Annotated in this window: 20 protein-coding genes; 2 read left to right on the forward strand and 18 right to left on the reverse strand. The window is 37.6% G+C overall.

Translation table 11 applies throughout. The features are described 5' to 3' along the window. Positions 1 to 28: 28 nt before the first annotated feature. The 15 genes from B5X53_RS01140 to B5X53_RS01210 form a co-directional block, all read right to left on the reverse strand. Positions 29 to 1,045: a sugar phosphate nucleotidyltransferase gene (locus B5X53_RS01140; protein WP_079711386.1), complete on the reverse strand. Its 1,017-nt coding sequence runs from the start codon at positions 1,043 to 1,045 to the stop codon at positions 29 to 31. Positions 1,046 to 1,134: 89 nt separating this feature from the next. Further along, entirely contained in the window at positions 1,135 to 1,569 is a 435-nt protein-coding gene (dut, locus tag B5X53_RS01145) for a dUTP diphosphatase (RefSeq protein ID WP_079711388.1), read from the reverse strand. Positions 1,570 to 1,571: 2 nt separating this feature from the next. Further along, the gene (locus tag B5X53_RS01150; protein ID WP_079711390.1) at positions 1,572 to 3,023 is read right to left on the reverse strand and encodes an oligosaccharide flippase family protein; all 1,452 of its coding nucleotides are present in this window, start codon (positions 3,021 to 3,023) and stop codon (positions 1,572 to 1,574) included. Between the two features lie 22 nt (positions 3,024 to 3,045). Further along, entirely contained in the window at positions 3,046 to 3,486 is a 441-nt protein-coding gene (locus B5X53_RS01155; RefSeq protein WP_079711712.1) for a hypothetical protein, read from the reverse strand. 115 nt (positions 3,487 to 3,601) lie between these two features. After that, positions 3,602 to 4,462 carry an ATP synthase F1 subunit gamma gene (gene atpG, locus B5X53_RS01160; protein ID WP_079711391.1) on the reverse strand — a complete coding sequence of 287 codons (861 nt, stop codon included), beginning with the start codon at positions 4,460 to 4,462 and terminating at the stop codon, positions 3,602 to 3,604. 81 nt (positions 4,463 to 4,543) lie between these two features. Next, entirely contained in the window at positions 4,544 to 6,124 is a 1,581-nt protein-coding gene (gene atpA, locus B5X53_RS01165) for a F0F1 ATP synthase subunit alpha (protein ID WP_079711393.1), read from the reverse strand. Positions 6,125 to 6,252: 128 nt separating this feature from the next. Continuing rightward, a complete protein-coding gene (gene atpH / locus B5X53_RS01170; RefSeq protein ID WP_079711394.1) occupies positions 6,253 to 6,807 on the reverse strand; it encodes an ATP synthase F1 subunit delta in 555 nt (184 codons plus the stop codon). 6 nt (positions 6,808 to 6,813) lie between these two features. Next, complete coding sequence (locus B5X53_RS01175; RefSeq protein ID WP_079711396.1) at positions 6,814 to 7,308, reverse strand: F0F1 ATP synthase subunit B; 495 nt, start codon at positions 7,306 to 7,308, stop codon at positions 6,814 to 6,816. Positions 7,309 to 7,395: 87 nt separating this feature from the next. Further along, on the reverse strand, positions 7,396 to 7,620 hold the full coding sequence (gene atpE, locus B5X53_RS01180) for an ATP synthase F0 subunit C (protein WP_079711397.1): 225 nt from the start codon (positions 7,618 to 7,620) through the stop codon (positions 7,396 to 7,398). A gap of 23 nt (positions 7,621 to 7,643) precedes the next feature. Continuing rightward, entirely contained in the window at positions 7,644 to 8,729 is a 1,086-nt protein-coding gene (gene atpB / locus B5X53_RS01185; protein WP_079711398.1) for a F0F1 ATP synthase subunit A, read from the reverse strand. Between the two features lie 134 nt (positions 8,730 to 8,863). Next, positions 8,864 to 9,247, reverse strand: coding sequence for a hypothetical protein (locus tag B5X53_RS01190; RefSeq protein ID WP_079711399.1), 384 nt, complete (start codon positions 9,245 to 9,247; stop codon positions 8,864 to 8,866). Then, positions 9,237 to 9,467 carry an AtpZ/AtpI family protein gene (locus B5X53_RS01195; RefSeq protein WP_079711713.1) on the reverse strand — a complete coding sequence of 77 codons (231 nt, stop codon included), beginning with the start codon at positions 9,465 to 9,467 and terminating at the stop codon, positions 9,237 to 9,239. Before B5X53_RS01195 ends, B5X53_RS01190 begins: the two co-directional genes overlap by 11 nt. Before the next feature lie 19 nt (positions 9,468 to 9,486). After that, a complete protein-coding gene (porW, locus tag B5X53_RS01200) occupies positions 9,487 to 12,000 on the reverse strand; it encodes a type IX secretion system periplasmic lipoprotein PorW/SprE (protein WP_079711400.1) in 2,514 nt (837 codons plus the stop codon). A 90-nt stretch (positions 12,001 to 12,090) separates the two neighbouring features. Beyond that, positions 12,091 to 12,816, reverse strand: coding sequence for an ABC transporter ATP-binding protein (locus B5X53_RS01205; RefSeq protein WP_079711401.1), 726 nt, complete (start codon positions 12,814 to 12,816; stop codon positions 12,091 to 12,093). 12 nt (positions 12,817 to 12,828) lie between these two features. Then, positions 12,829 to 14,310, reverse strand: coding sequence for a DUF5687 family protein (locus B5X53_RS01210; protein WP_079711403.1), 1,482 nt, complete (start codon positions 14,308 to 14,310; stop codon positions 12,829 to 12,831). Between the two features lie 181 nt (positions 14,311 to 14,491). Between B5X53_RS01210 and B5X53_RS01215 the strand changes: the two genes are divergently transcribed. Both B5X53_RS01215 and B5X53_RS01220 read left to right on the forward strand, forming a co-directional pair. After that, positions 14,492 to 15,538 carry a ferredoxin--NADP reductase gene (locus B5X53_RS01215; RefSeq protein WP_079711404.1) on the forward strand — a complete coding sequence of 349 codons (1,047 nt, stop codon included), beginning with the start codon at positions 14,492 to 14,494 and terminating at the stop codon, positions 15,536 to 15,538. A 52-nt stretch (positions 15,539 to 15,590) separates the two neighbouring features. Then, positions 15,591 to 16,559 (forward strand): ABC transporter ATP-binding protein, encoded by a 969-nt coding sequence (locus B5X53_RS01220; RefSeq protein WP_079711405.1) that lies wholly within the window; start codon positions 15,591 to 15,593, stop codon positions 16,557 to 16,559. A gap of 60 nt (positions 16,560 to 16,619) precedes the next feature. Here the strand turns inward: B5X53_RS01220 and B5X53_RS01225 are convergent, their stop codons facing one another. From B5X53_RS01225 to B5X53_RS01235, 3 genes are all read right to left on the reverse strand, one after another. Further along, entirely contained in the window at positions 16,620 to 17,123 is a 504-nt protein-coding gene (locus B5X53_RS01225) for a transcription elongation factor (protein ID WP_232764001.1), read from the reverse strand. Positions 17,124 to 17,228: 105 nt separating this feature from the next. Beyond that, positions 17,229 to 17,900, reverse strand: coding sequence for a monofunctional biosynthetic peptidoglycan transglycosylase (mtgA, locus tag B5X53_RS01230; RefSeq protein WP_079711408.1), 672 nt, complete (start codon positions 17,898 to 17,900; stop codon positions 17,229 to 17,231). Next, positions 17,897 to 19,012: an NAD(P)/FAD-dependent oxidoreductase gene (locus tag B5X53_RS01235; protein WP_079711409.1), complete on the reverse strand. Its 1,116-nt coding sequence runs from the start codon at positions 19,010 to 19,012 to the stop codon at positions 17,897 to 17,899. The genes mtgA and B5X53_RS01235 overlap by 4 nt, the downstream gene beginning before the upstream one ends. Between the last annotated feature and the right edge of the window lie 2 nt (positions 19,013 to 19,014).

The raw sequence follows: 19,014 nt of genomic DNA on the forward strand, positions 1-19,014 counted from the left end.
TTGCAAAACCAATCAGCCTTTAATAAGCTTATTCTAAAGTGGAATAATCGCCAATACTAATCTGGGTAAATTCGCCGTTAAATTTGGCGAAATTCCCGATCATAGCGTTATCCAGTTTTGCGTTTTTTACTTCTGCAAAAGTCTGAATCAAACTATTTTTGATTTCAGAATCTGTAATTTTGGTTCCATCGCCAATTGAAACATTAGGTCCAATTTTAGCGTTCATTAATTCAACATTTTCCCCAATATAACAAGGCTCAGTAATTTCAGAATTAGTGATCTTCACAGAATCTGAAATCAGCTTTTCACCATCCTGATGAAGGAAATTTAGCATTCTGCCGTTGGTTTCCACGGTTACGTCTTTGTTTCCGCAATCCATCCATTCATCTACAGTTCCGGTTTTAAAAACTCTATCTTCAGCCATCATTTTCTTAATACCATCATTAATCTGGTATTCGCCACCGTGCATTAAGTTTTCATCCAATACTTCTTCCAGTTTACCTTTAAGTACCGCGATATCTTTGAAATAGTAGATTCCAATAACGGCCTGGTCGCTTACAAACTCTTTAGGCTTTTCAACCAGTTCTATAATTTCGTCCTTTTCGTTGAGATTTACTACTCCAAAAGCTTCTGGGTTTTCCACTTTTTTAGTCCAGATAACCCCATCGGCTTCTTTATCCAATTTAAAATCTGCTTTTATTAAGGTATCGGCGTACGCAACTACTGCCGGGCCGGAAAGCGATTCCTTGGCGCTCATAATAGCGTGACCGGTTCCCAAAGGTTGATCCTGACGGTAAATTGAAGCTTTTGCATTTAAGCTTTTTGCCAGGTCTTTTAAACTAGCTACCACATCTTCTCCAAAAAACGCCGGATCACCAAGAATAAAGGCAATCTCTTCTATGGGCTGATTAAGAACTTTTGCAATATCTTCCACCAATCGATGTACGATTGGTTTTCCCGCTACGGGAATTAAAGGTTTTGGAATGGTTAAGGTATGAGGACGAAGTCGTGAACCACGACCCGCCATAGGCACTATAATCTTCATTTATTTAGTTTTTGTGATCTTCAAATCCTGAAAATCGCTATTCATATTAATTTTCCGCACAACCGGTAATAACCGGTTAAATTATATTCTTATTTATTTCCTGTACTTCCAAAGCCACCGGCACCACGGGTAGTTTCCCCCAGTACTTCAACTTCTTCCCAGGAAATATGTTCGTGTTTAGAAATAACCATTTGCGCTACACGCTCGCCGTTTTCTATGGTAAACTCGTCGTTAGATAAATTCACCAAAATCACTCCAATTTCTCCACGGTAATCGGCATCAATGGTACCGGGCGAGTTAAGCACAGTAATTCCTTTTTTGGCTGCAAGCCCGCTTCTTGGCCTTACCTGTGCTTCATAACCTACCGGAAGCTCGATAAAAAGTCCGGTTTTTACAATAGCGCGCTCCAATGGTTTTAACGTAAAAGCTTCAGATATATTGGCGCGAAGGTCCATTCCTGCTGAAGCTTCAGTTTCGTAATGCGGCACTTTGTGCGCCGATTTATTGATGATCTTTACTTGCATAGTTAAGATTGTAAAATTTTAATAAGTTGTTTTCTCTCAGAAACATACACTGTTCCCAGAAAGATGATTAATAAGCTAATTCCCACGAAATAATTTCCTCGAAAAACATAAAATGAAAATACCGAAAATAAGACGGACAACACTAAATAGCCGCCTATTTTTTTAAGGTTATACGGAATGGGATAGTATTTTCTTCCGTAGAAATAAGAAAGCACCATCATTACCCCATAAGCTACTAAAGTTGCGATCGCAGAACCGGTATAGCTAATAATTGGAATAAGTAGAATATTTAGCGCGAGGGTAGATAAAGCACCAACTACTGAAATATATCCCCCAAAGCGGGTACGATCTGTGATTTTATACCAAACCGAAAGGTTATGGTAAATCCCTAGGAACAGTTGTGCCAGCAAAATAAGCGGCACAATATGCATCGCTTCCCAGTAGGTGCTATCCTGAATTAAAAGTTCCTTTAAAATATCTATAAAAACGATCACCGCAACGAGGATAAAACTTCCGAAAACAACAAAATATTTGGTAATTATCGCATATGTTTCCTGGGCATTTTTGGCATCGGCGTGGCTAAAGAAAAAGGGTTCTATCCCTAACCTAAATGCCGTAGCAAAAAGCGTCATAAACAGAGCTAATTTATAGCACGCGGAGTAGGCACCAATTTCGGCACGCGCTATATCCTGAGGAAGCAAATAATCAAGCATTAGCCTGTCGACAACTTCGTTTACTGAATAGGCAAGTCCGGCAATCAAGACCGGAAACGCATAAGACATCATAGATTTCCAAAGCTTGCTGTTAAAGCTGAAATCTATTTTAAAATAGAAAGGCAGCATTATTAACAGCGTGGCACCGCTGGCTATCAGGTTGGAAATAAAGATATAACTGATCTCGAAATCGGGCACATAAATGCTTTGGAATAGCGAACTTTCTTCAGCCAAATCTCCTAAAAACAGTAAAAAGAAAATGTTTAGTCCCAGGGTTATACAAACGTTTATAAGTTTAATTACTGCAAAACGCATAGGTTTTTCGGCAGCCCTGAGCCAGGTGAACGGGATAATCACCAGCGCGTCCAGAAAAAGTATCCAAATAACGAGTTGAATATATTTAACCGGAATATTCGTAATTGCCGCAATAAAATCCTGCACTAAAAATGCCGCAGCGAAAAACACTAAAGAAGTAGCAACAATAGACCAGCCGGAAGTGCTTAAAACTTCTTTGCTGTTTTTCATTTTATTATAAAACCTAAAAAACGCGGTTTCCATCCCATACGCTAGGATGACATTAAAAAAAACAAAATAGGCGAAGATAATTGAAACTTCGCCGTATTCTTCTTTGGGTAAAACGTGGGTGTAAAGTGGTATTAATAAAACATTCAGCATACGCGGCAACACCGTAGCGAGGCCGTAGACAAATGTGTGCTGAAAGAGTTTTTTAAAAGTACTCAACAGGAGTGAAAATTAGGTATTTTTAATTCTGTTCTTGGATTCCTGTTAATTTGTAATATTTGGTTTTGTCGTTTTGAGTAAACACCAGGATAGCTTCATCGTCTTCGATTTCAAACGGAACTTCCTCCGGTTTTTGCGGAATCCTGTTTTTATTTTCTTCTGCAGGATCAGAGCTCATTATATCCATTCCATTTGTTCTGAAATTAGCGATAAAAAGATTACTTTGTTCGCTGTCCCGGACCAAGGGAGATTTCATTCCTCTAAAATAAACACTTTCCAGGTTCACCCGATTATCCTGAATAACCGCCACAGGAATGTGGAGATCTAACCCATTTTCACCCTGCGTATAATATACATCCTGGAACTGCGCGGGAGCTCGTTCTTGTAATTCTTTATTGCTGCCACAGCCGGTAACAAAGCTTAAAGCAAATATACTGCTGAATAAAAAAAGTAGTTTCTTCATAATAGAAAGTTTGTTGTTTAAAAGTACAAAAACAAAACGCATACCAAATAAAAAACCCGTAGTTAACTTACGGGTTTTTAGAACGGAATTGCTTCCGGAATATTATTGAATGTTTTTATCCATTTAATGCTTCGGCACCACCAACAATCTCAAGGATCTCGTTGGTAATGGAAGCCTGTCTTGCTTTGTTGTAAGACAGTTTAAGATCGTCTCTAAGCTCCTTGGCGTTATCAGTTGCCTTGTGCATCGCCGTCATACGTGCGCCGTGCTCTGAAGCAAACGAATCCCGAAGGGCTTTAAACAATTGCATCTTTAAGGACTTTGGTATAAGCTCTTTTACGATTTCGATTTTGGATGGTTCGAAAATATAATCCAGTTGCTTTTCTTCTTCGGTATCAAATTGTTCGATTGGTAAAAATTGCTCGTGTTGTACAATTTGAGTAGCTGCATTCTTAAACTGGTTATACACCAATACGATTTTGTCGTATTTCTCGTCTAAGAACAACTGCATTAATTCTTCAGCGATCTCAGATACGTTTTCAAACGTTAGTCCGTCGTAAATTTCATTGTTATTCTTATATACTTCAAAGTCCTTTTTAAGAACATCGTTGGCTTTTTTACCGAGAGTATATAATGACAAATTTTTAGACTCGTAATCGTTTTTGGCTTTATACCTAACGCCTTTTACAATATTAGTATTAAAAGCACCTGCAAGACCTTTATTAGATGAAATAGCAACTACCAATACGTTTTTCACCTCACGGTCTTCGGCGTATTTACTGCTGGTATCATCATCCAGGGTTGCACTTAAATCCTGTAACAGCTGAGTTAGTTTTTCAGAATAAGGTCTCATTTGCATAATCGCATCCTGAGCCCTGCTCAACTTTGCAGCCGACACCATTTTCATGGCGCTAGTAATCTGCATCGTTGAAGATACTGAAGTAATCCTGCTACGTAATTCTTTTAAGTTTGCCATAAGTTTCTTTATGTCATTCCCTCGAAGGAGGGAATCTTTAAATTTCTATGAGATTCCCGCCTACGCGGGAATGACAACATACTACTTCTTATACTTAGCTGAAAGCTCCTTTGCTACTGATACTAAAGTATCTGTAACTTCATCGGTTAATTTACCAGCTTTTAGCGTATCTAAAACATCTCTGTGTTTAGTATCTAAAAACTCTAAATAATCTCTTTCAAATTCTTTTACCTTTTCTACCGGAACATCTTTTAGCAAGTTTTTAGAACCTGCATAGATAATTGCGATTTGGTCTTCTACCGGATAAGGATCGTTTTCTGCCTGCTTAAGGATTTCAACGTTACGTTTACCTTTTTGAATAACTCTTAAAGTTGTTGGATCAAGATCTGAACCGAACTTAGCAAAAGCTTCCAGTTCACGATATTGTGCCTGGTCTAATTTTAAGGTACCGGCAACTTTCTTCATCGACTTAATTTGTGCCGAACCACCTACACGAGATACTGAAATACCTACATCAATCGCAGGACGAACCCCCGAGTTAAATAAATCTGAAGTAAGAAAGATCTGACCATCGGTAATCGAAATTACGTTGGTAGGAATATAAGCTGAAACGTCACCAGCCTGGGTTTCAATAATTGGAAGCGCGGTTAAAGAACCTCCTCCTTTAATTTTATCTTTAAGAACATCAGGAAGATCGTTCATTCCTTTTGCAATAGTATCATCGTCAATAACTTTAGAAGCACGCTCTAAAAGTCTGGAGTGCAAAAAGAAAACATCCCCAGGATATGCTTCACGTCCCGGTGGGCGACGTAAAAGCAAAGACACCTCACGGTAAGCAACGGCTTGTTTAGAAAGATCATCGTAAATAATCAAAGCCGGGCGGCCGGTATCTCTAAAATACTCTCCAATAGCTGCACCGGCAAACGGAGCATACACCTGCATTGGAGCAGGATCTGAAGCATTTGCAGCCACAATAGTAGTGTATTCCATTGCACCTTTATCTTCGAGTACTTTGGCAATACCTGCAACGGTTGAGGCTTTTTGCCCAATCGCCACATATATACAATAAACAGGTTCCCCTGCATCAAAAAATTCTTTCTGATTAAGAATAGTATCTATACAAACAGTAGTTTTACCAGTTTGACGGTCCCCAATTACAAGTTCACGCTGCCCTCTTCCAACAGGTACCATTGCATCAATAGATTTAATACCGGTTTGTAAAGGTTCGGTAACCGGTTGGCGAAAAATTACACCAGGCGCTTTACGCTCCAAAGGCATTTCAAAAGTTTCACCTTCAATAGCTCCTTTTCCGTCTATAGGACTTCCAAGCGTATCAACCACACGACCTACTATACCTTCACCAACTTTGATAGAAGCAATTCTTTCGGTTCTCTTTACTACAGATCCTTCTCTAACATCTTTAGAAGGTCCTAATAAAACAACACCTACGTTATCTTCCTCAAGGTTTAGTACCATTCCTTCAAGGCCGCTGTCAAACTGAACCAATTCTCCGTATTGCGCGTTGGCTAAACCATATACATTGGCGATACCATCACCAACTGTAAGTACAGTTCCCACCTCGTCTAAAGAGGCTCCGCTTTCAAAACCTGATAATTGTTTCTTTAATATTGCTGATACTTCAGCAGGATTTACTTCTGCCATAATTATTTAAGATAAAATGCCACTGTAATCTCGTGACTGTTTTTATTAAATTTTTCAAAGCCCATTATGGGCATTTTTATAAATAAGACCAAAAAGCCTTCAGAAAACAAGGCGGATGGTCGGTAATTTTATATAGACGAAATATAGGAGTTATTCGTTAGCTCCCTTTTTAATCTATTAAGGTTTCTAGAAACACTGGCGTCATACTGCAAATCGCCAACTCTTAAAATAAAACCTCCTATAATATCTTTATTAATAACATTTTTAATATTAGCTCCGGTCCCGGTTAATTCTTTCACCTTGGCCAAAATCTTCTCTTCCAGTTCCGCAGTTAACGGAACAGCGGTAGTTACAATAGCTTCTTGAGATTTATTCAAGGTATTGTAACGCACTATATAATTTCTTGCAACAAGATCAAGAATATTAATTCTTCCGTTTTCAATAAGCACATCAAAACTGCCTTGTGTAATTTCACCGGCATCTTTAAAGATTTCCTTTAAACTGGCTTTTTTAACCGTTGTATTCACAACCGGACTTTTAAGCATATCCGCAAGATCTGGACTCTTAGCGATAGTTTGAGAAATTTGCTGCATATCTGTAAAAACAGTTTCTGCTGCATTTTTCTCTTTTGCCAAATCCAAAATTGCTTTGGCGTAACGTTGTGCTGCCCTGTTTCCCTTCATTATATTTTAGTTTAAGGTAGCATCGTTCAACATCTTGTCTATCATTTGATGTTGTTTCTCCTCGGTAGATAATTCTTTTCCAATTACTTTTTCAGCAATCTCAATAGAAAGCGTAGCTACCTGGTTTTTGATATCGGCCATTGCTGCACGTTTCTCCATCTCGATACTTTCCTTAGCTTTGGCCACGATCTTATTTGCCTTTTCCTGGGCATCACCTTCAGCTTCAGCGATCATTTTCTCCTTCAACTGACGTGCTTCTTTAAGCATCTCATCTCTTTCGGCACGAGCTTCCTGCAATAACTTTTCGTTATCTGCCTTAAGATTTTGCATTTCTTTACGTGCATCTTCAGCAGAAACAAGGGCTTCGTTAATAGATTCTTCACGGGTTCTTACCGCACCAAGAATTGGCTTCCAGGCGAATTTGGCAAGAATTAGCATCAATATTAAAAATACGATGGTTTGCCAAAAAATTAGACCAACTTCCGGAGTAATTAAATCCATAATTCTTTATTTATATAATACCGTTAACATCATTTTTTAAAAAGCCCATTCGCAACCAACCGTTACGAATGGGTTTTTGAAATCTTCTTAGGTGGTCAATACACCTAAAAGCGCAGCTACAACTCCAAAAAGAGCAACACCCTCTACAAGTGCAGCAGCAATAATCATTGCAGTCTGGATTTTCCCAGAAGCTTCCGGTTGACGGGCAATAGCGTCCATTGCGGCAGCGCCAATTTTACCAACGCCAATAGCGGCTCCAACAACTGCTAATCCAGCTCCTAAAGCTGCAAGACCTACGTGTAATAATTCCATAGTATAAAAATTAAAAATTAAAATTAATGATGTTCATGTTCCGCAACCGCCATCCCGATAAACAGGGCCGACAGCATTGTGAAAATAAACGCTTGAAGGAATGCTACTAACAATTCCAGTATTGTGATGAAAAGGGCAAAAGGCACCGAAATTCCGGCAACTCCAGCACTTTCTAGTATAAATATCAATCCGATTAAACTCAATATAATAATGTGACCCGCAGTAATGTTCGCAAACAAACGAATCATAAGTGCTACCGGCTTAATAATTAGACCAAGCACCTCAACTACTGCTAAAATAGGCTTAACAAAAGTAGGTATTCCCGGCATCCATAAGGTATGTTGCCAGAAATCTCTGTTACCATTAATTAATATTAAAGCAAGAGTGAAAAGACCTAAAGAAACGGTTACCGCAATATTTCCTGTAACGTTGGCTGCACCCGGCAACAAACCTAAAAGGTTGGTTATCCAGATAAAGAAGAATACAGTTAATAAAAAAGGCATAAACTTCATATACTTCTTTTCACCAATTTGAGGTCTTGCGATCTCATCACGTACAAAAAGAACTAAAGTCTCTAAAATATTATTGAAGCCCGCAGGCGCTTTTTTATTCTTTTTATGATGCCCGGCTAAACCAAAGAAGAAGATCAACATTAAAACAACCGTTAGAAGCATAGCTGCTACGTTCTTGGTTATAGAAAAATCCCAGGGTTTGCTGGCATTAAGTACATTGTGCTCTTCATCAAATTCTACACTCTCAGCACCCGCATCTAATTTGTAAATATCTTCGTGATAATTCACAAAACGCATTCCGTCTTTTTCTACCACGTATTGCCCTTCGGTATCATGATGAAATTCACTAGACATAAATGTTACCATCCCATTGTCAGTAAAAAGAATTACCGGCAACGGCAAAGTAAAAGAACTATCTCCTTCGCCAAAAAAGTGCCAGCCGTGAGAATCACCAATGTGGTGCATAATCATATCGGTAGGATTGAATTCTTTAGATTCTTCTGCCTGCGGATCTGCCTTGGCAAAAGCGTTAAAAGGAAGTAAGGCTAAGGCTAGTGTAAACGTCACTATAATCTTTAAAGATTTATGTGCTATCATAGTACCTGGTCTGCTTAAAATTATGGGCTCTAAATTCGGCTGCAAAGGTATACTTTTAATTTTTATTTGAAAGCACCCCAACTAAAATTTTAGCAAAAGCGTTATTTTTATCATTATTACTGATAAACAGGAATTTAAGCCTTGTTTATTAGTTTTACTGCGTACAGGGTCTCAAAGACTAAAAACAAAAAGTAGGGAATAAAAAAAGCAAGAATATTTACAAAGACTGCATTTACTTCACTTAATACTAAGGGAAGCAAAAAAATTACCGCTGCCACCATCTTAAATAAGCTTAGTCCTATAAACGCAAATCCGGTTTTATCGGTAAAATTTTTATAAACAACAACCAGGCTTAAATAAATTAAAAATGTGGCCAGGAAATGAAAAAGATAGATACTAAAACTGCTATAGTAGAATTCTATTTCAAACACATACTGCTGCAATAGAAATTGAATAAGCCATAATAAAATACTAAAAGGAAGCAATCTTTTTAAGAAAGCCAGTAATTCATTTTTCATTTTTTTCGTCTTCTTCGCTCATTTTACTTACACTTCGATACACCTGGTATAGCGCTATAAAAACTCCTAATAAAGAAAGAGAAATGGTGAATACCGAATATTTATTCGGAAATTTCCCATCTAGCCAAATCCCTAGGAAAACACCGCCAGCAATGATAATTCCCATTTGGAAAGCGATATTTACAAAACCCAGGTATTTATTTAGCTCTTTATTTTTCATATTTTTTATCTGAAAGAACTTATTCAACCGGACGTGGAAAATCGTCTAAATTCTTCTGAATTTGGACAATCCTATAATTTTCTGTGGAAATGGGCATTGATTCTTTTTCAACTAAATAATCTTCATTAATCTTAAGAAGTTCGGCAAAACCTTTAGCTCGATTAATATCCTGTAAACCGTGTACCACTATAAAAACCTCATCTGGATCGTAAACATCTACGGAAACCGATAAATGCTTGTAATTTATTTCTGCAATCGCAGTTTCTATCTTTTCTTTTAATGCTGAAGCCGCTTGCTGTTCTGAAACATCAAACCTGTAAAGCAATTTATAATTTTCCTGAAGGCTATCGGTATTAAATTTCAGCCCCCTTAATTGCGGAATTGTTTTATTTAAAATTTCCTGGGCTTTTTTTCCTTCCTGCGTTTGCGGATAGGTTAAAGCCACATGATTTAATGCATTTTTATATGCTTCCAAACCTAAAAGTCTTCCGCTGGTTTGGGCTTTTAAAAGTTCTAGCTTAGGAACAATGGGATCACCGGCAAATTCTGAAATGTAGCGGTTTGTTTCAGCAATAACCTCGTTAAAATTCTGTGCTTCAAAATCCCGGTAAAGTTCTGCATAAATTGTTTCAGGAGAATTTTCATCTTCTCTAATACTTTCGGGATTCAAAATATAGGCGGCATAGCGGGAATCTGGATAATTCTCCAAAATTTCCTGCTTCATATCATTAGCCTTAAACCCTTGATCTGTGGTTTGGTAAATCTGGTACAAATTATACATTGAAGGCAAAATAAGACGTTCATCTGAAGATATTTCCAACACCGCCTCCAACCGAGCCTGAGCCATTTTATATTCCTTAAAGTTCTCTTTATAAATAATTCCCAGCTGGTAATAGGCAAAATCCCGGTCACGCGTTAAAGTGTCCAACGCCGCCAAATCTGTAGGAATTTGATCTATATATGTATAAGGATCAAGCCGCGGATCGTTATCTAAAACCTGTTGGGAAAGCCCGGTTTCTTGGGCTACAGCATCTTCTCTCTCGAAACTAACCTCAGCCCATCGCCAGTTATCGGCTAGCGGGCGATCTCCCCACTGATTCAAAAATTCCTGCCTTCCCTGTTGTACCCGCGCTTCACTATAAAAATAAAATGTACGGGCAGAAGTTGGTGGCTGCCTGCTTTCTATGGCCGGTAAATTTACAGGAATTGCAACTGCGTCATTATCGGCTTCTAATTTGGCGCGTAAATCTGTGGTATAATTCTTAAAATAATCCAGCTGTTCAGCTGGCATCATTTGGCTTAACTGCAGGATGCTATCGTTCTTATAAGCTATGTCTTCATACCTTATAACATCTTCCAGGTTATCCCTTTTCTTTTTTATAGTCCTGAATTCCCTTAGTTGCGGATCCATTTCTGCCAGCGTACTATCAAAATATTTACTGGCGGCCAGGTAATCAGTTCTATCAAAATTAATATTGGCCAGGATTTCATAATTAATGGAACGTAAATAAATATCACTCGCAGGTTCACGCAGAGATTTTTTATAATAATCTTCTGCAATATTTATAGAATCCAGGCGATTATAATATTCGCCAATCTGAAAATAAATCTTATCTAAAAACGGTCGGTTTTCGCGGTCTTCTTCCAGTACCCGAAGCATTTCCCGTAATTTATAATTATTGCCCTCCCCCATTTCAAAATTTCGTGCTTTTTGAACATAGGCATTAATCATATAAATTCGGGGTGATCTCCTGTTCAAATCTATCACTTTATCAAAAGCAGCATTTGCTTCAGAAATTTCTCCTAATCGGTTATGAAGTTGACCAAGAATATAAAAATAGCGTCCTTTTTCTTCGTTATTTCCGGTGAATTCTGCTGCATTCCTTAAGGGAACTACCGCGCTATCTAAATGTCGAAGATTAATATAAGCCTGGGCCATAGTGGCACTGGCATCAGCTATATCCTGTTCTTCAAGATGCTCTAAATCCAGTACTTTTTTAAGATTATTTACGGCAAGACGGTTATTTTCCAGGCGCATATGGGTTTTTTCCCGCCAAACCCTGGCGTGAATAATATTGTTGCTGGCAGGATAACGCCTTAAAATATAATTGAAAGCTTCCAGGGCAGGGATAAAACGCTGATCGAAATACCGGGCTTTTCCCAGCAGTAAATAAGCTTCATCTATTTGCGGATTTCTTTCTTTTCCCTCAATTAACATCGAGTGACGCTGAATTGCTTTTACGGCTTTTTCTTCGGCGTAGCCAAAATTCTGATTTCTGATGCTATCGGGCAAAACGATGTTTTCATCAATTTGCATGCGCTCAATGGGCAGAATATCCCAGTAATTATCGGCGTAGTTTTGGTTGAGTTCCTCTTTTCCCTGTTCCAGGCCTAAATTGCCATTATACAGTGTGTTATATTCTGTAGTAACGGCGTGCCAGTTTCGGTTTACAAAGGTGTTATTTTTTCGCGAACAGCCAGCGATACTCCCAACCAGGAGCAACAATAAAATAAGTTTGGTAATTGTATTCAAAATTAACCGGTTCTCGATGGCTTTATAACTAAAAATCAGTTTGTTTAGTGTGTAAAAATACGCTTCTTTTTACAAACGCAAACCAATTTGCTACAGTTCTTCAGCCTGAGCCGTGCCTACTTCGCCAGAAAAATAGCTTTCTAATTCGCTTAAAGTAGCCTCAGAAGTTTTAATGTCTTTTACCGGTATACCTTTGTCCAAAACTACGATTCGCTCACAAACTTCGGTCACGTGAATAAGGTCGTGGCTGGAAATAAGCACAGTGGTTTCACGATTCTCTGTAAGTTCCTTAATAATCTTTTTTAATCGAATTTGAGTTGTTGGGTCTAAATTGGCAAAAGGTTCATCTAAAATCACAACTTTGGGATTTCCAATAAGCGCAGCAACAATTCCCACTTTTTTCTGATTTCCTTTAGAAAGGTCTCGTAAATACTTTCTTCGGCCAATAATTTCTCCGTGGAAGAAATCTTCAAAATTGGCTAAAAACGCATCGATATCAGCTTTATTAGCGCCACGTAAATCTCCTACAAAATAAAAATATTCTTCCGGAGTTAAATAGCCAATAAGGAAACTTTCATCTATAAAAGAAGCGGTAAAAGGTTTCCAATCTTCACTCTGGCTTACCGTAATCTCGTTATTAAAAATATTTCCCGTGGTTGGCTGAATTAAATCTAGCAATAAGCTGAAAAAAGTGGTTTTCCCCGCACCGTTATTCCCAACCAGGCCAAAACTTTCTCCTGTTGGAATATCAAGATGATCTATATTTAGAACTTTTGTTCCGCCGTATACTTTACTAAGGTTTGTAGCAGTTATCATATTTTATAAATTTTATTCGCCGGTTTGTTTAAAACCATTAATCATCGCATATTTTCTTTTCCGGTAAACGCCGGCAATGAATTTCATTAAACTAGAGCGCAAAAGCAGACCAAGAATTCCCAAGCCGGAAAGCCCAATTAAACCTGCTTCAAATCCTATAAAATAATCCAGAAGCCAGAAGATTAAAATTGGTAAAAACATTAAAGGGAGTCCAACTATCCATTGGGCTGCACCCGTGCCCTGGTAATTCATAAACGGACTTTTATCCAGATCTATCCTCTTTTTATTAAAAGAGCCGGAATACAATAAAATAGGGACATTCACGCCAATATTATATAAAGCGGCCACCATATTTATCAATAAAATATTCCAGCCAAAATAAATATAAGGTGTGCTTAAAATAGCCAGTATTATCACGCTAAAGCTAATTAGCATTGCTTTGGAAGACAGGTAATCTTTCAATGTGATATTTTGGGACATAATCATTGGATAATAGGAAGCATCCCAAGAAGGCACAAATTGCCCGAAATTGATCATAAAAATTCCGGTCATAAAAATACCTACAAAAACGTAAATAGCCATATGCTCGTACATATCACTGGGATACACAAACAAACCGTAGCACAACAAAAGCAAAGACATATAAATTGTTGTTTTGGGCCTTTTATTTCTCCAAATAAGTTTTAAATCTAATTGAAGGAAAGGCGCAAGGGCTCCAAATTTTTTAGTCCAAACAAAATCCTTTGTATCGGCATCTTTTTGTTTCTCCTTTAAACCGGCATCGAGATAAAACTTGCCTTCCAGGTTAAGTTGGTTCCATTTATAAAAAGCAATTACCAAAATTATAGGTACAATAGCGAGATAAGGATTCAAAACCAGGAAATCCATCATTTTACCAAACCAGAAACTTATTTCAAAAACTTCAAAATATTCCAGTGCGCCCAACACCACTACTAAAAGAATGGCGGGAATTAATGCTTTTAGGTTATCAGTAAATTTCTTTTTAATAATAAAATTCAGAAAGTTCACGCATTGAGTAGTGGCAATCATCGCTACCATCCAACCCAGAATATTCCAGGTTCCATAATCGCCTTTATAAATGCAAAAAATTCCGAAGGGAATAATTATAAATAATGGCAAGAAATTAAAAAAGGAGTACATAGACTTAAGAAGCACAAAATTCACTGCTTTCCGTCTTGGAATTGGTAAATTTAAAAGTGGTTTTATATCTAAAACCGGCAGTGTTTGCAACATAAACCTAAAACCGAGTTCAAAAACCAGCCACAGTAAAACAAAACGGTTTACCATTTGTAAGGGGTCCTGATCTGGAAAAGTTTCCTGCAGCCAGGGATAAAGAATAATACCCAAAGAGAGAAATGCTACAGAAAAATATAAAGCCAGGAAAATAAGCAAAACTTTTAACCCAATACTCTTCCCCACACTTGCAGAGCGGAAAAAAGATTTCCATTCTAACCATAAAAACCGTTTAAACATAATTTAATGATTTAACCCATTACCGGGATTAAAAATGCTAACCCAAAATGATTGACTACCCGTAATAAACACCTTATTAATGATATTCCGGGCATATTTACAATACATGTATAGAAATTTAGGTATTTGTTACACTCTTTAATTTCACATACTTTGTATTTTTGCCAAAAATAAATTTTTGATGAGTCAGTTTTTTCCGTTAGAAATAAAAGAAGTTATTAGGGAAACCCCGCAGGCAGTGAGCTTGTCTTTTAATATTCCAGAAAACTTAAAAGAGGAGTTTAAGTTTGACGCAGGCCAGTATATTACGATAAAAATAAAATTAGGCGACGAAGAATTAAGACGTGCTTATTCGCTTTGTTCGGCACCAAATTCGGGAGAATTCAAAGTTACCGTAAAGGAAGTTGAAGGCGGTAAATTTTCGGTAATTGCTAATAACAAACTCAATGCCGGCGATGTTTTGGATGTGCACCCACCTGAAGGGAAATTCATTTTAAAACCTACTGGTGAAGGCAGAAATTATGCAGCTTTTGCAGCAGGAAGCGGGATTACCCCGGTGCTTTCTATTATAAAAACTGTTTTAGCCGAAGAACCTAAAAGCCGGTTCGTGCTTACTTACGGAAATAAATCACCAGAAGAAACTATATTTTTTAAGGAGTTGCTGGAATTACAAGCCAAATTTCCAGACAGGCTTTTTATTGAATTTGTATACAGCCGAACCCGGGAAGACAATTCACATTTTGGAAGGATTGAAACCAGCACCGTAAATTTCGTGCTAAAAAACAAGTTTAAAGATCACGCCTTTGATGCGTTCTATCTCTGCGGACCTGAAGAAATGATCAACCAGGTTAGTGATGTTTTAAAACAAAACGGTATTACTGAAGACAAAATTCTTTACGAATTATTTACATCTGAAGAAACCGGCGCCATAGAAACCAATATAGAAGGCCAAACCGAACTTACCATTATGGTAGACGATGAGGAAACTACCTTTTCTATGGATACCAAAGGAACGGTTTTAGATGCTGCGCTTGAGCACGATTTGGACGTACCCTATTCCTGCCAGGGCGGAATTTGCAGTAGTTGTATTGCCAGGATTGTAGAAGGAAAGGCTGAAATGCGCAAAAACCAAATCCTTACCGACGAGGAGATTGAAGAAGGTTTAATTCTTACCTGCCAGGCGCAACCGCTTACCCCAAAACTAAAGGTAGATTACGACGATGTCTAGTTTCTTAACGGAAAAGTCTGAAAAGCTTAGCTTGTAGGAACAAAAAATAGTTATGCTGAAACTCAAAAATGTCTCTTTTGCCTATGCTGAAGAACCGGTTTTAAAGAATATTGGTTTTACACTGGAAAAAGGAGAAAACCTGTCTGTAATTGGGGAAAGCGGCTGTGGAAAAAGTACATTACTAAAACTTATTTACGGACTGCTCCATACTGATGGGAAAATTTTTTGGGAAGAAAAAGAACTTTTAGGGCCTAATTTTAACCTGGTGCCGGGAGAGCCTTTTATTAAATATTTAGCCCAGGATTTCGATTTAATGCTTCCTTTAAGTGTGGCCGATAATATTGGAAAATACCTTAGCAACCAATATCCACAGAAAAAAAGAAACCGCATTAAAGCATTACTGGAAGTTGTTGAAATGACCGAGCTAGCCGATAAAAAGGCGAAACTTTTGAGCGGCGGACAGCAACAGCGAGTGGCTTTAGCACGAGCTTTAGCTAACCAACCGGAACTACTTCTTTTGGACGAACCTTTTAGCCATATAGATCATTTTAGGAAAAATAATTTACGCCGCAGGCTTTTCGCTTATTTAAAGCAAAATAATATTGCCTGCATTGTCGCCACCCACGATAGTACCGATGCACTTTCTTTTGCCGATAAAACCATCGTGCTGAAAAATGCAAAAATCTATGCTGAAAATTCTCCTTCAGAATTATATGAAAATCCACCGAATAAATATGTGGCATCGCTCTTTGGCGATGTAAATGAAATAATGCTGAAAAATTTGGTTGAAGCTGAAAGCAGCAGAAAAAAAGTAATTCTTTATCCTGAAGAAATTAAACTTACAAACAAATCAGGTATAAAAGCTACGGTAATAAAATCCTGGTTTAAAGGCGGAACCTGGCTTATTGAAGCTGAATTAAGCGGAAAAACTTTTTATTTTAATCATTCCCAGGCTTTAAAAGGAGAAAAAAAGATAAACCTAAAAGTTTCTGAAAAATTAATTGAATCGAGGATCAAATAATTTGAGCCACGAATACACTAATAAAATATTGTTGAATTAGTGGCTAATAATATTTAAAGATTAAAATACTTCCTGAATTGTAGCAGATTTTCCGTTAAAAGTTATTTCCTCACCGGCTTTTTTATGCAGTAATAATTGCGCGATTGGGGAATTAGCTCCAATGGCAAAATATTCGTCTCCGTCAACAATAATTCTATTTGCCGGAATGGCAATAAAATAATTGGCTATATTGGTTTTTACCGCAGTTCCTAATTGCGCCGAACTTGTATTCATCCTGTTTTTAGCCACAATAAGCGTATTTTTCAGGTTTTTGAATTGCTGCAATTGTTCGGTCAGTTTATTTATTTCCAGGTTTATCATTTCCCGCCCGGTTTCGTATTTATCCCCCGCGCTGCTTTTCGTTTCATTCTCCAAATCGCTCTCGAGTCCTGCCAAAGCGGTTTCAATTCGCTTAATGCGTTCTTCCACATAAACTTCACAGGCTTTATATAATTTTTCTTTTATTTGATTCATATGTTCTTTCTTCTTAAGTAGAGAACCTGAACAGTTTCTTGGGTTCGTCATCCTTAATTTATTTCAGGATCTAAGATGTTAATAATCGTTATATACTAGAATCTGAAACGATCCCGAAGCCTTGGGACAAATTGACGAATATTATTGTTGTTAAACCTACTCCAAACTAAACTTTCCATAATTCTGCATTTGCCTTACAATCCAGTTTTTTCGCTGATTGATATAATTACTGGCAGGATTTGCCCGATATTCCCTTGGATTTGGTAAAATAGCCGCAATAGCAGCCGCTTCGTTAACCGTAAGATTGGCAGACGATTTACTAAACCAGCGCTTCGCGGCGGCCTCAGCACCGTAAATTCCGGTTCCCATTTCAATACTATTCAGGTAAACTTCTAAAATTCGTTCTTTACTCCAAAAGGTTTCAATTAAAAAAGTGAAATACACCTCGAGACCTTTACGCAGCCAGTTTCTACCCGGCCATAAAAATACATTCTTAGCTGTTTGCTGTGAAATAGTGCTTGCACCACGCATTCGTTTTCCTTTTTGATTATTTTCAATCGCTTTTTCTATAGCTTCAAAATCAAAACCATTGTGCTTTACAAAATTCTGGTCTTCACTCGCAATTACACCGAGTTGCAAATGCAAGGAAATCTCTTCTCTTGGCACCCAAGTATGTTGAATTTTTTCCTCAGGATTTTCAAAATAACGAATAGCCATTAATGGCGTAAACGGCACCGGGACCCACTTATAAAGCAGCACCATAAACAGGGAAAACAGAATTAGAAATCCCGCTATTTTTAATAGGAATTTGAATATTTTCTTTATCATTTTATCAATTCTGAAAGTTCTTTTCCTACCAAACTGCCAATAGCAACGCCCATTCCACCTAATCGAACACCACAAAAAACATTTTCTGAAATTTGTTTAACTACAGGGTTTTTCTGTTTTCCAACGCCCATAATCCCGCTCCAGCGTTGATCTATTTCAAAATTAGTTTCAGGCAAAATCGTGGTTTTAAGCAATTCTTCCAGTTTCTGCAGAATAATTTCGGTTTGATCAATTTTGCTGGTTTCTTCGGTTTTAAAATCAAGGTTTCTTCCACCGCCAAAAAGGATACGGTCGTTGATATTCCTGAAATAGTAATAACCTTTATCCAGATGAAAAGTTCCTTTTATTTCCAGGTTTTTAATCGGTTTAGTGATCACCACCTGGGCTCGGGCGGGTTTAACTTCAGTAATTCCCAGTTGCTGTGAAAATCCGTTGGTAGCGATTAGTAATTTGTTAGCTGAAAATTCTAATTTATCGGTTTTTATTATTACGGAATGTTTCGTTTCAGAAAATTCTTCAACTGTTATATTATTCAGGATTTTTATACCGGCTTTCTGAACTTTATGCAGTAAAGTCTCCATCATTCTTCCGGTATGTATTTGCCCTTCAAATTGGTTAAAAATGAGCTTTTTCTGAATATTTTTAAATCCGAAACTATCTTTTTGGATGCTAAAAACATCATCTCCAAATATGGGTTTCAGCATTTTATTAAGTTGTGGTAAAGCCGACTTACATTCTTCAAAAAGAGTGGCATCCTCATTGGTAAACAGTTCGTACCCGCCGTATTCTTTGTAACCAATATTTTGATCTCCAAGATTCTTCCGAAGCAATTTCAATCCTTTTAAGCGCTTTTGTATAAGCTGTATAACTTCTATCTCACTGTGAGAGTTTAAATCCTCAAGAATTTCTGAAATACTTCCAAAACAGGCAAATCCGGCGTTTTTTGTACTCGCACCATTAGGTAAAATACCACGTTCTAAAATCAGGATTTTCGATTTCTGGAATCGTGTTTTTAAATCAAGCGCACAATTTAGCCCGGTAATTCCGCTACCTACAATACAAAAATCGATATCTGAAAACCAGGTTTTGGTTTCCCAGTAAGAAAGGTTCATTG

Origin of the sequence: Salegentibacter salinarum (assembly GCF_900168115.1) — a bacterium.
Classification (GTDB): Bacteria; Bacteroidota; Bacteroidia; order Flavobacteriales; family Flavobacteriaceae; genus Salegentibacter; species Salegentibacter salinarum.

Excerpts from the sequence above, each read along its gene's own strand:
- B5X53_RS01155 (WP_079711712.1), bottom strand. The coding sequence starts at position 3,486 with ATGAAGAAACTACTTTTTTTATTCAGCAGTATATTTGCTTTAAGCTTT.
- B5X53_RS01140 (WP_079711386.1), bottom strand. The coding sequence starts at position 1,045 with ATGAAGATTATAGTGCCTATGGCGGGTCGTGGTTCACGACTTCGTCCT.
- dut (WP_079711388.1), bottom strand. The coding sequence starts at position 1,569 with ATGCAAGTAAAGATCATCAATAAATCGGCGCACAAAGTGCCGCATTAC.
- atpA (WP_079711393.1), bottom strand. The coding sequence starts at position 6,124 with ATGGCAGAAGTAAATCCTGCTGAAGTATCAGCAATATTAAAGAAACAA.
- B5X53_RS01215 (WP_079711404.1), top strand. The coding sequence starts at position 14,492 with ATGAGTCAGTTTTTTCCGTTAGAAATAAAAGAAGTTATTAGGGAAACC.
- B5X53_RS01225 (WP_232764001.1), bottom strand. The coding sequence starts at position 17,123 with ATGACGAACCCAAGAAACTGTTCAGGTTCTCTACTTAAGAAGAAAGAA.
- B5X53_RS01190 (WP_079711399.1), bottom strand. The coding sequence starts at position 9,247 with ATGAAAAATGAATTACTGGCTTTCTTAAAAAGATTGCTTCCTTTTAGT.
- mtgA (WP_079711408.1), bottom strand. The coding sequence starts at position 17,900 with ATGATAAAGAAAATATTCAAATTCCTATTAAAAATAGCGGGATTTCTA.
- atpB (WP_079711398.1), bottom strand. The coding sequence starts at position 8,729 with ATGATAGCACATAAATCTTTAAAGATTATAGTGACGTTTACACTAGCC.
- B5X53_RS01195 (WP_079711713.1), bottom strand. The coding sequence starts at position 9,467 with ATGAAAAATAAAGAGCTAAATAAATACCTGGGTTTTGTAAATATCGCT.
- atpE (WP_079711397.1), bottom strand. The coding sequence starts at position 7,620 with ATGGAATTATTACACGTAGGTCTTGCAGCTTTAGGAGCTGGATTAGCA.
- atpH (WP_079711394.1), bottom strand. The coding sequence starts at position 6,807 with ATGAAGGGAAACAGGGCAGCACAACGTTACGCCAAAGCAATTTTGGAT.
- atpG (WP_079711391.1), bottom strand. The coding sequence starts at position 4,462 with ATGGCAAACTTAAAAGAATTACGTAGCAGGATTACTTCAGTATCTTCA.
- B5X53_RS01220 (WP_079711405.1), top strand. The coding sequence starts at position 15,591 with ATGCTGAAACTCAAAAATGTCTCTTTTGCCTATGCTGAAGAACCGGTT.
- B5X53_RS01235 (WP_079711409.1), bottom strand. The coding sequence starts at position 19,012 with ATGAACCTTTCTTACTGGGAAACCAAAACCTGGTTTTCAGATATCGAT.
- B5X53_RS01175 (WP_079711396.1), bottom strand. The coding sequence starts at position 7,308 with ATGGATTTAATTACTCCGGAAGTTGGTCTAATTTTTTGGCAAACCATC.
- B5X53_RS01210 (WP_079711403.1), bottom strand. The coding sequence starts at position 14,310 with ATGTTTAAACGGTTTTTATGGTTAGAATGGAAATCTTTTTTCCGCTCT.
- B5X53_RS01205 (WP_079711401.1), bottom strand. The coding sequence starts at position 12,816 with ATGATAACTGCTACAAACCTTAGTAAAGTATACGGCGGAACAAAAGTT.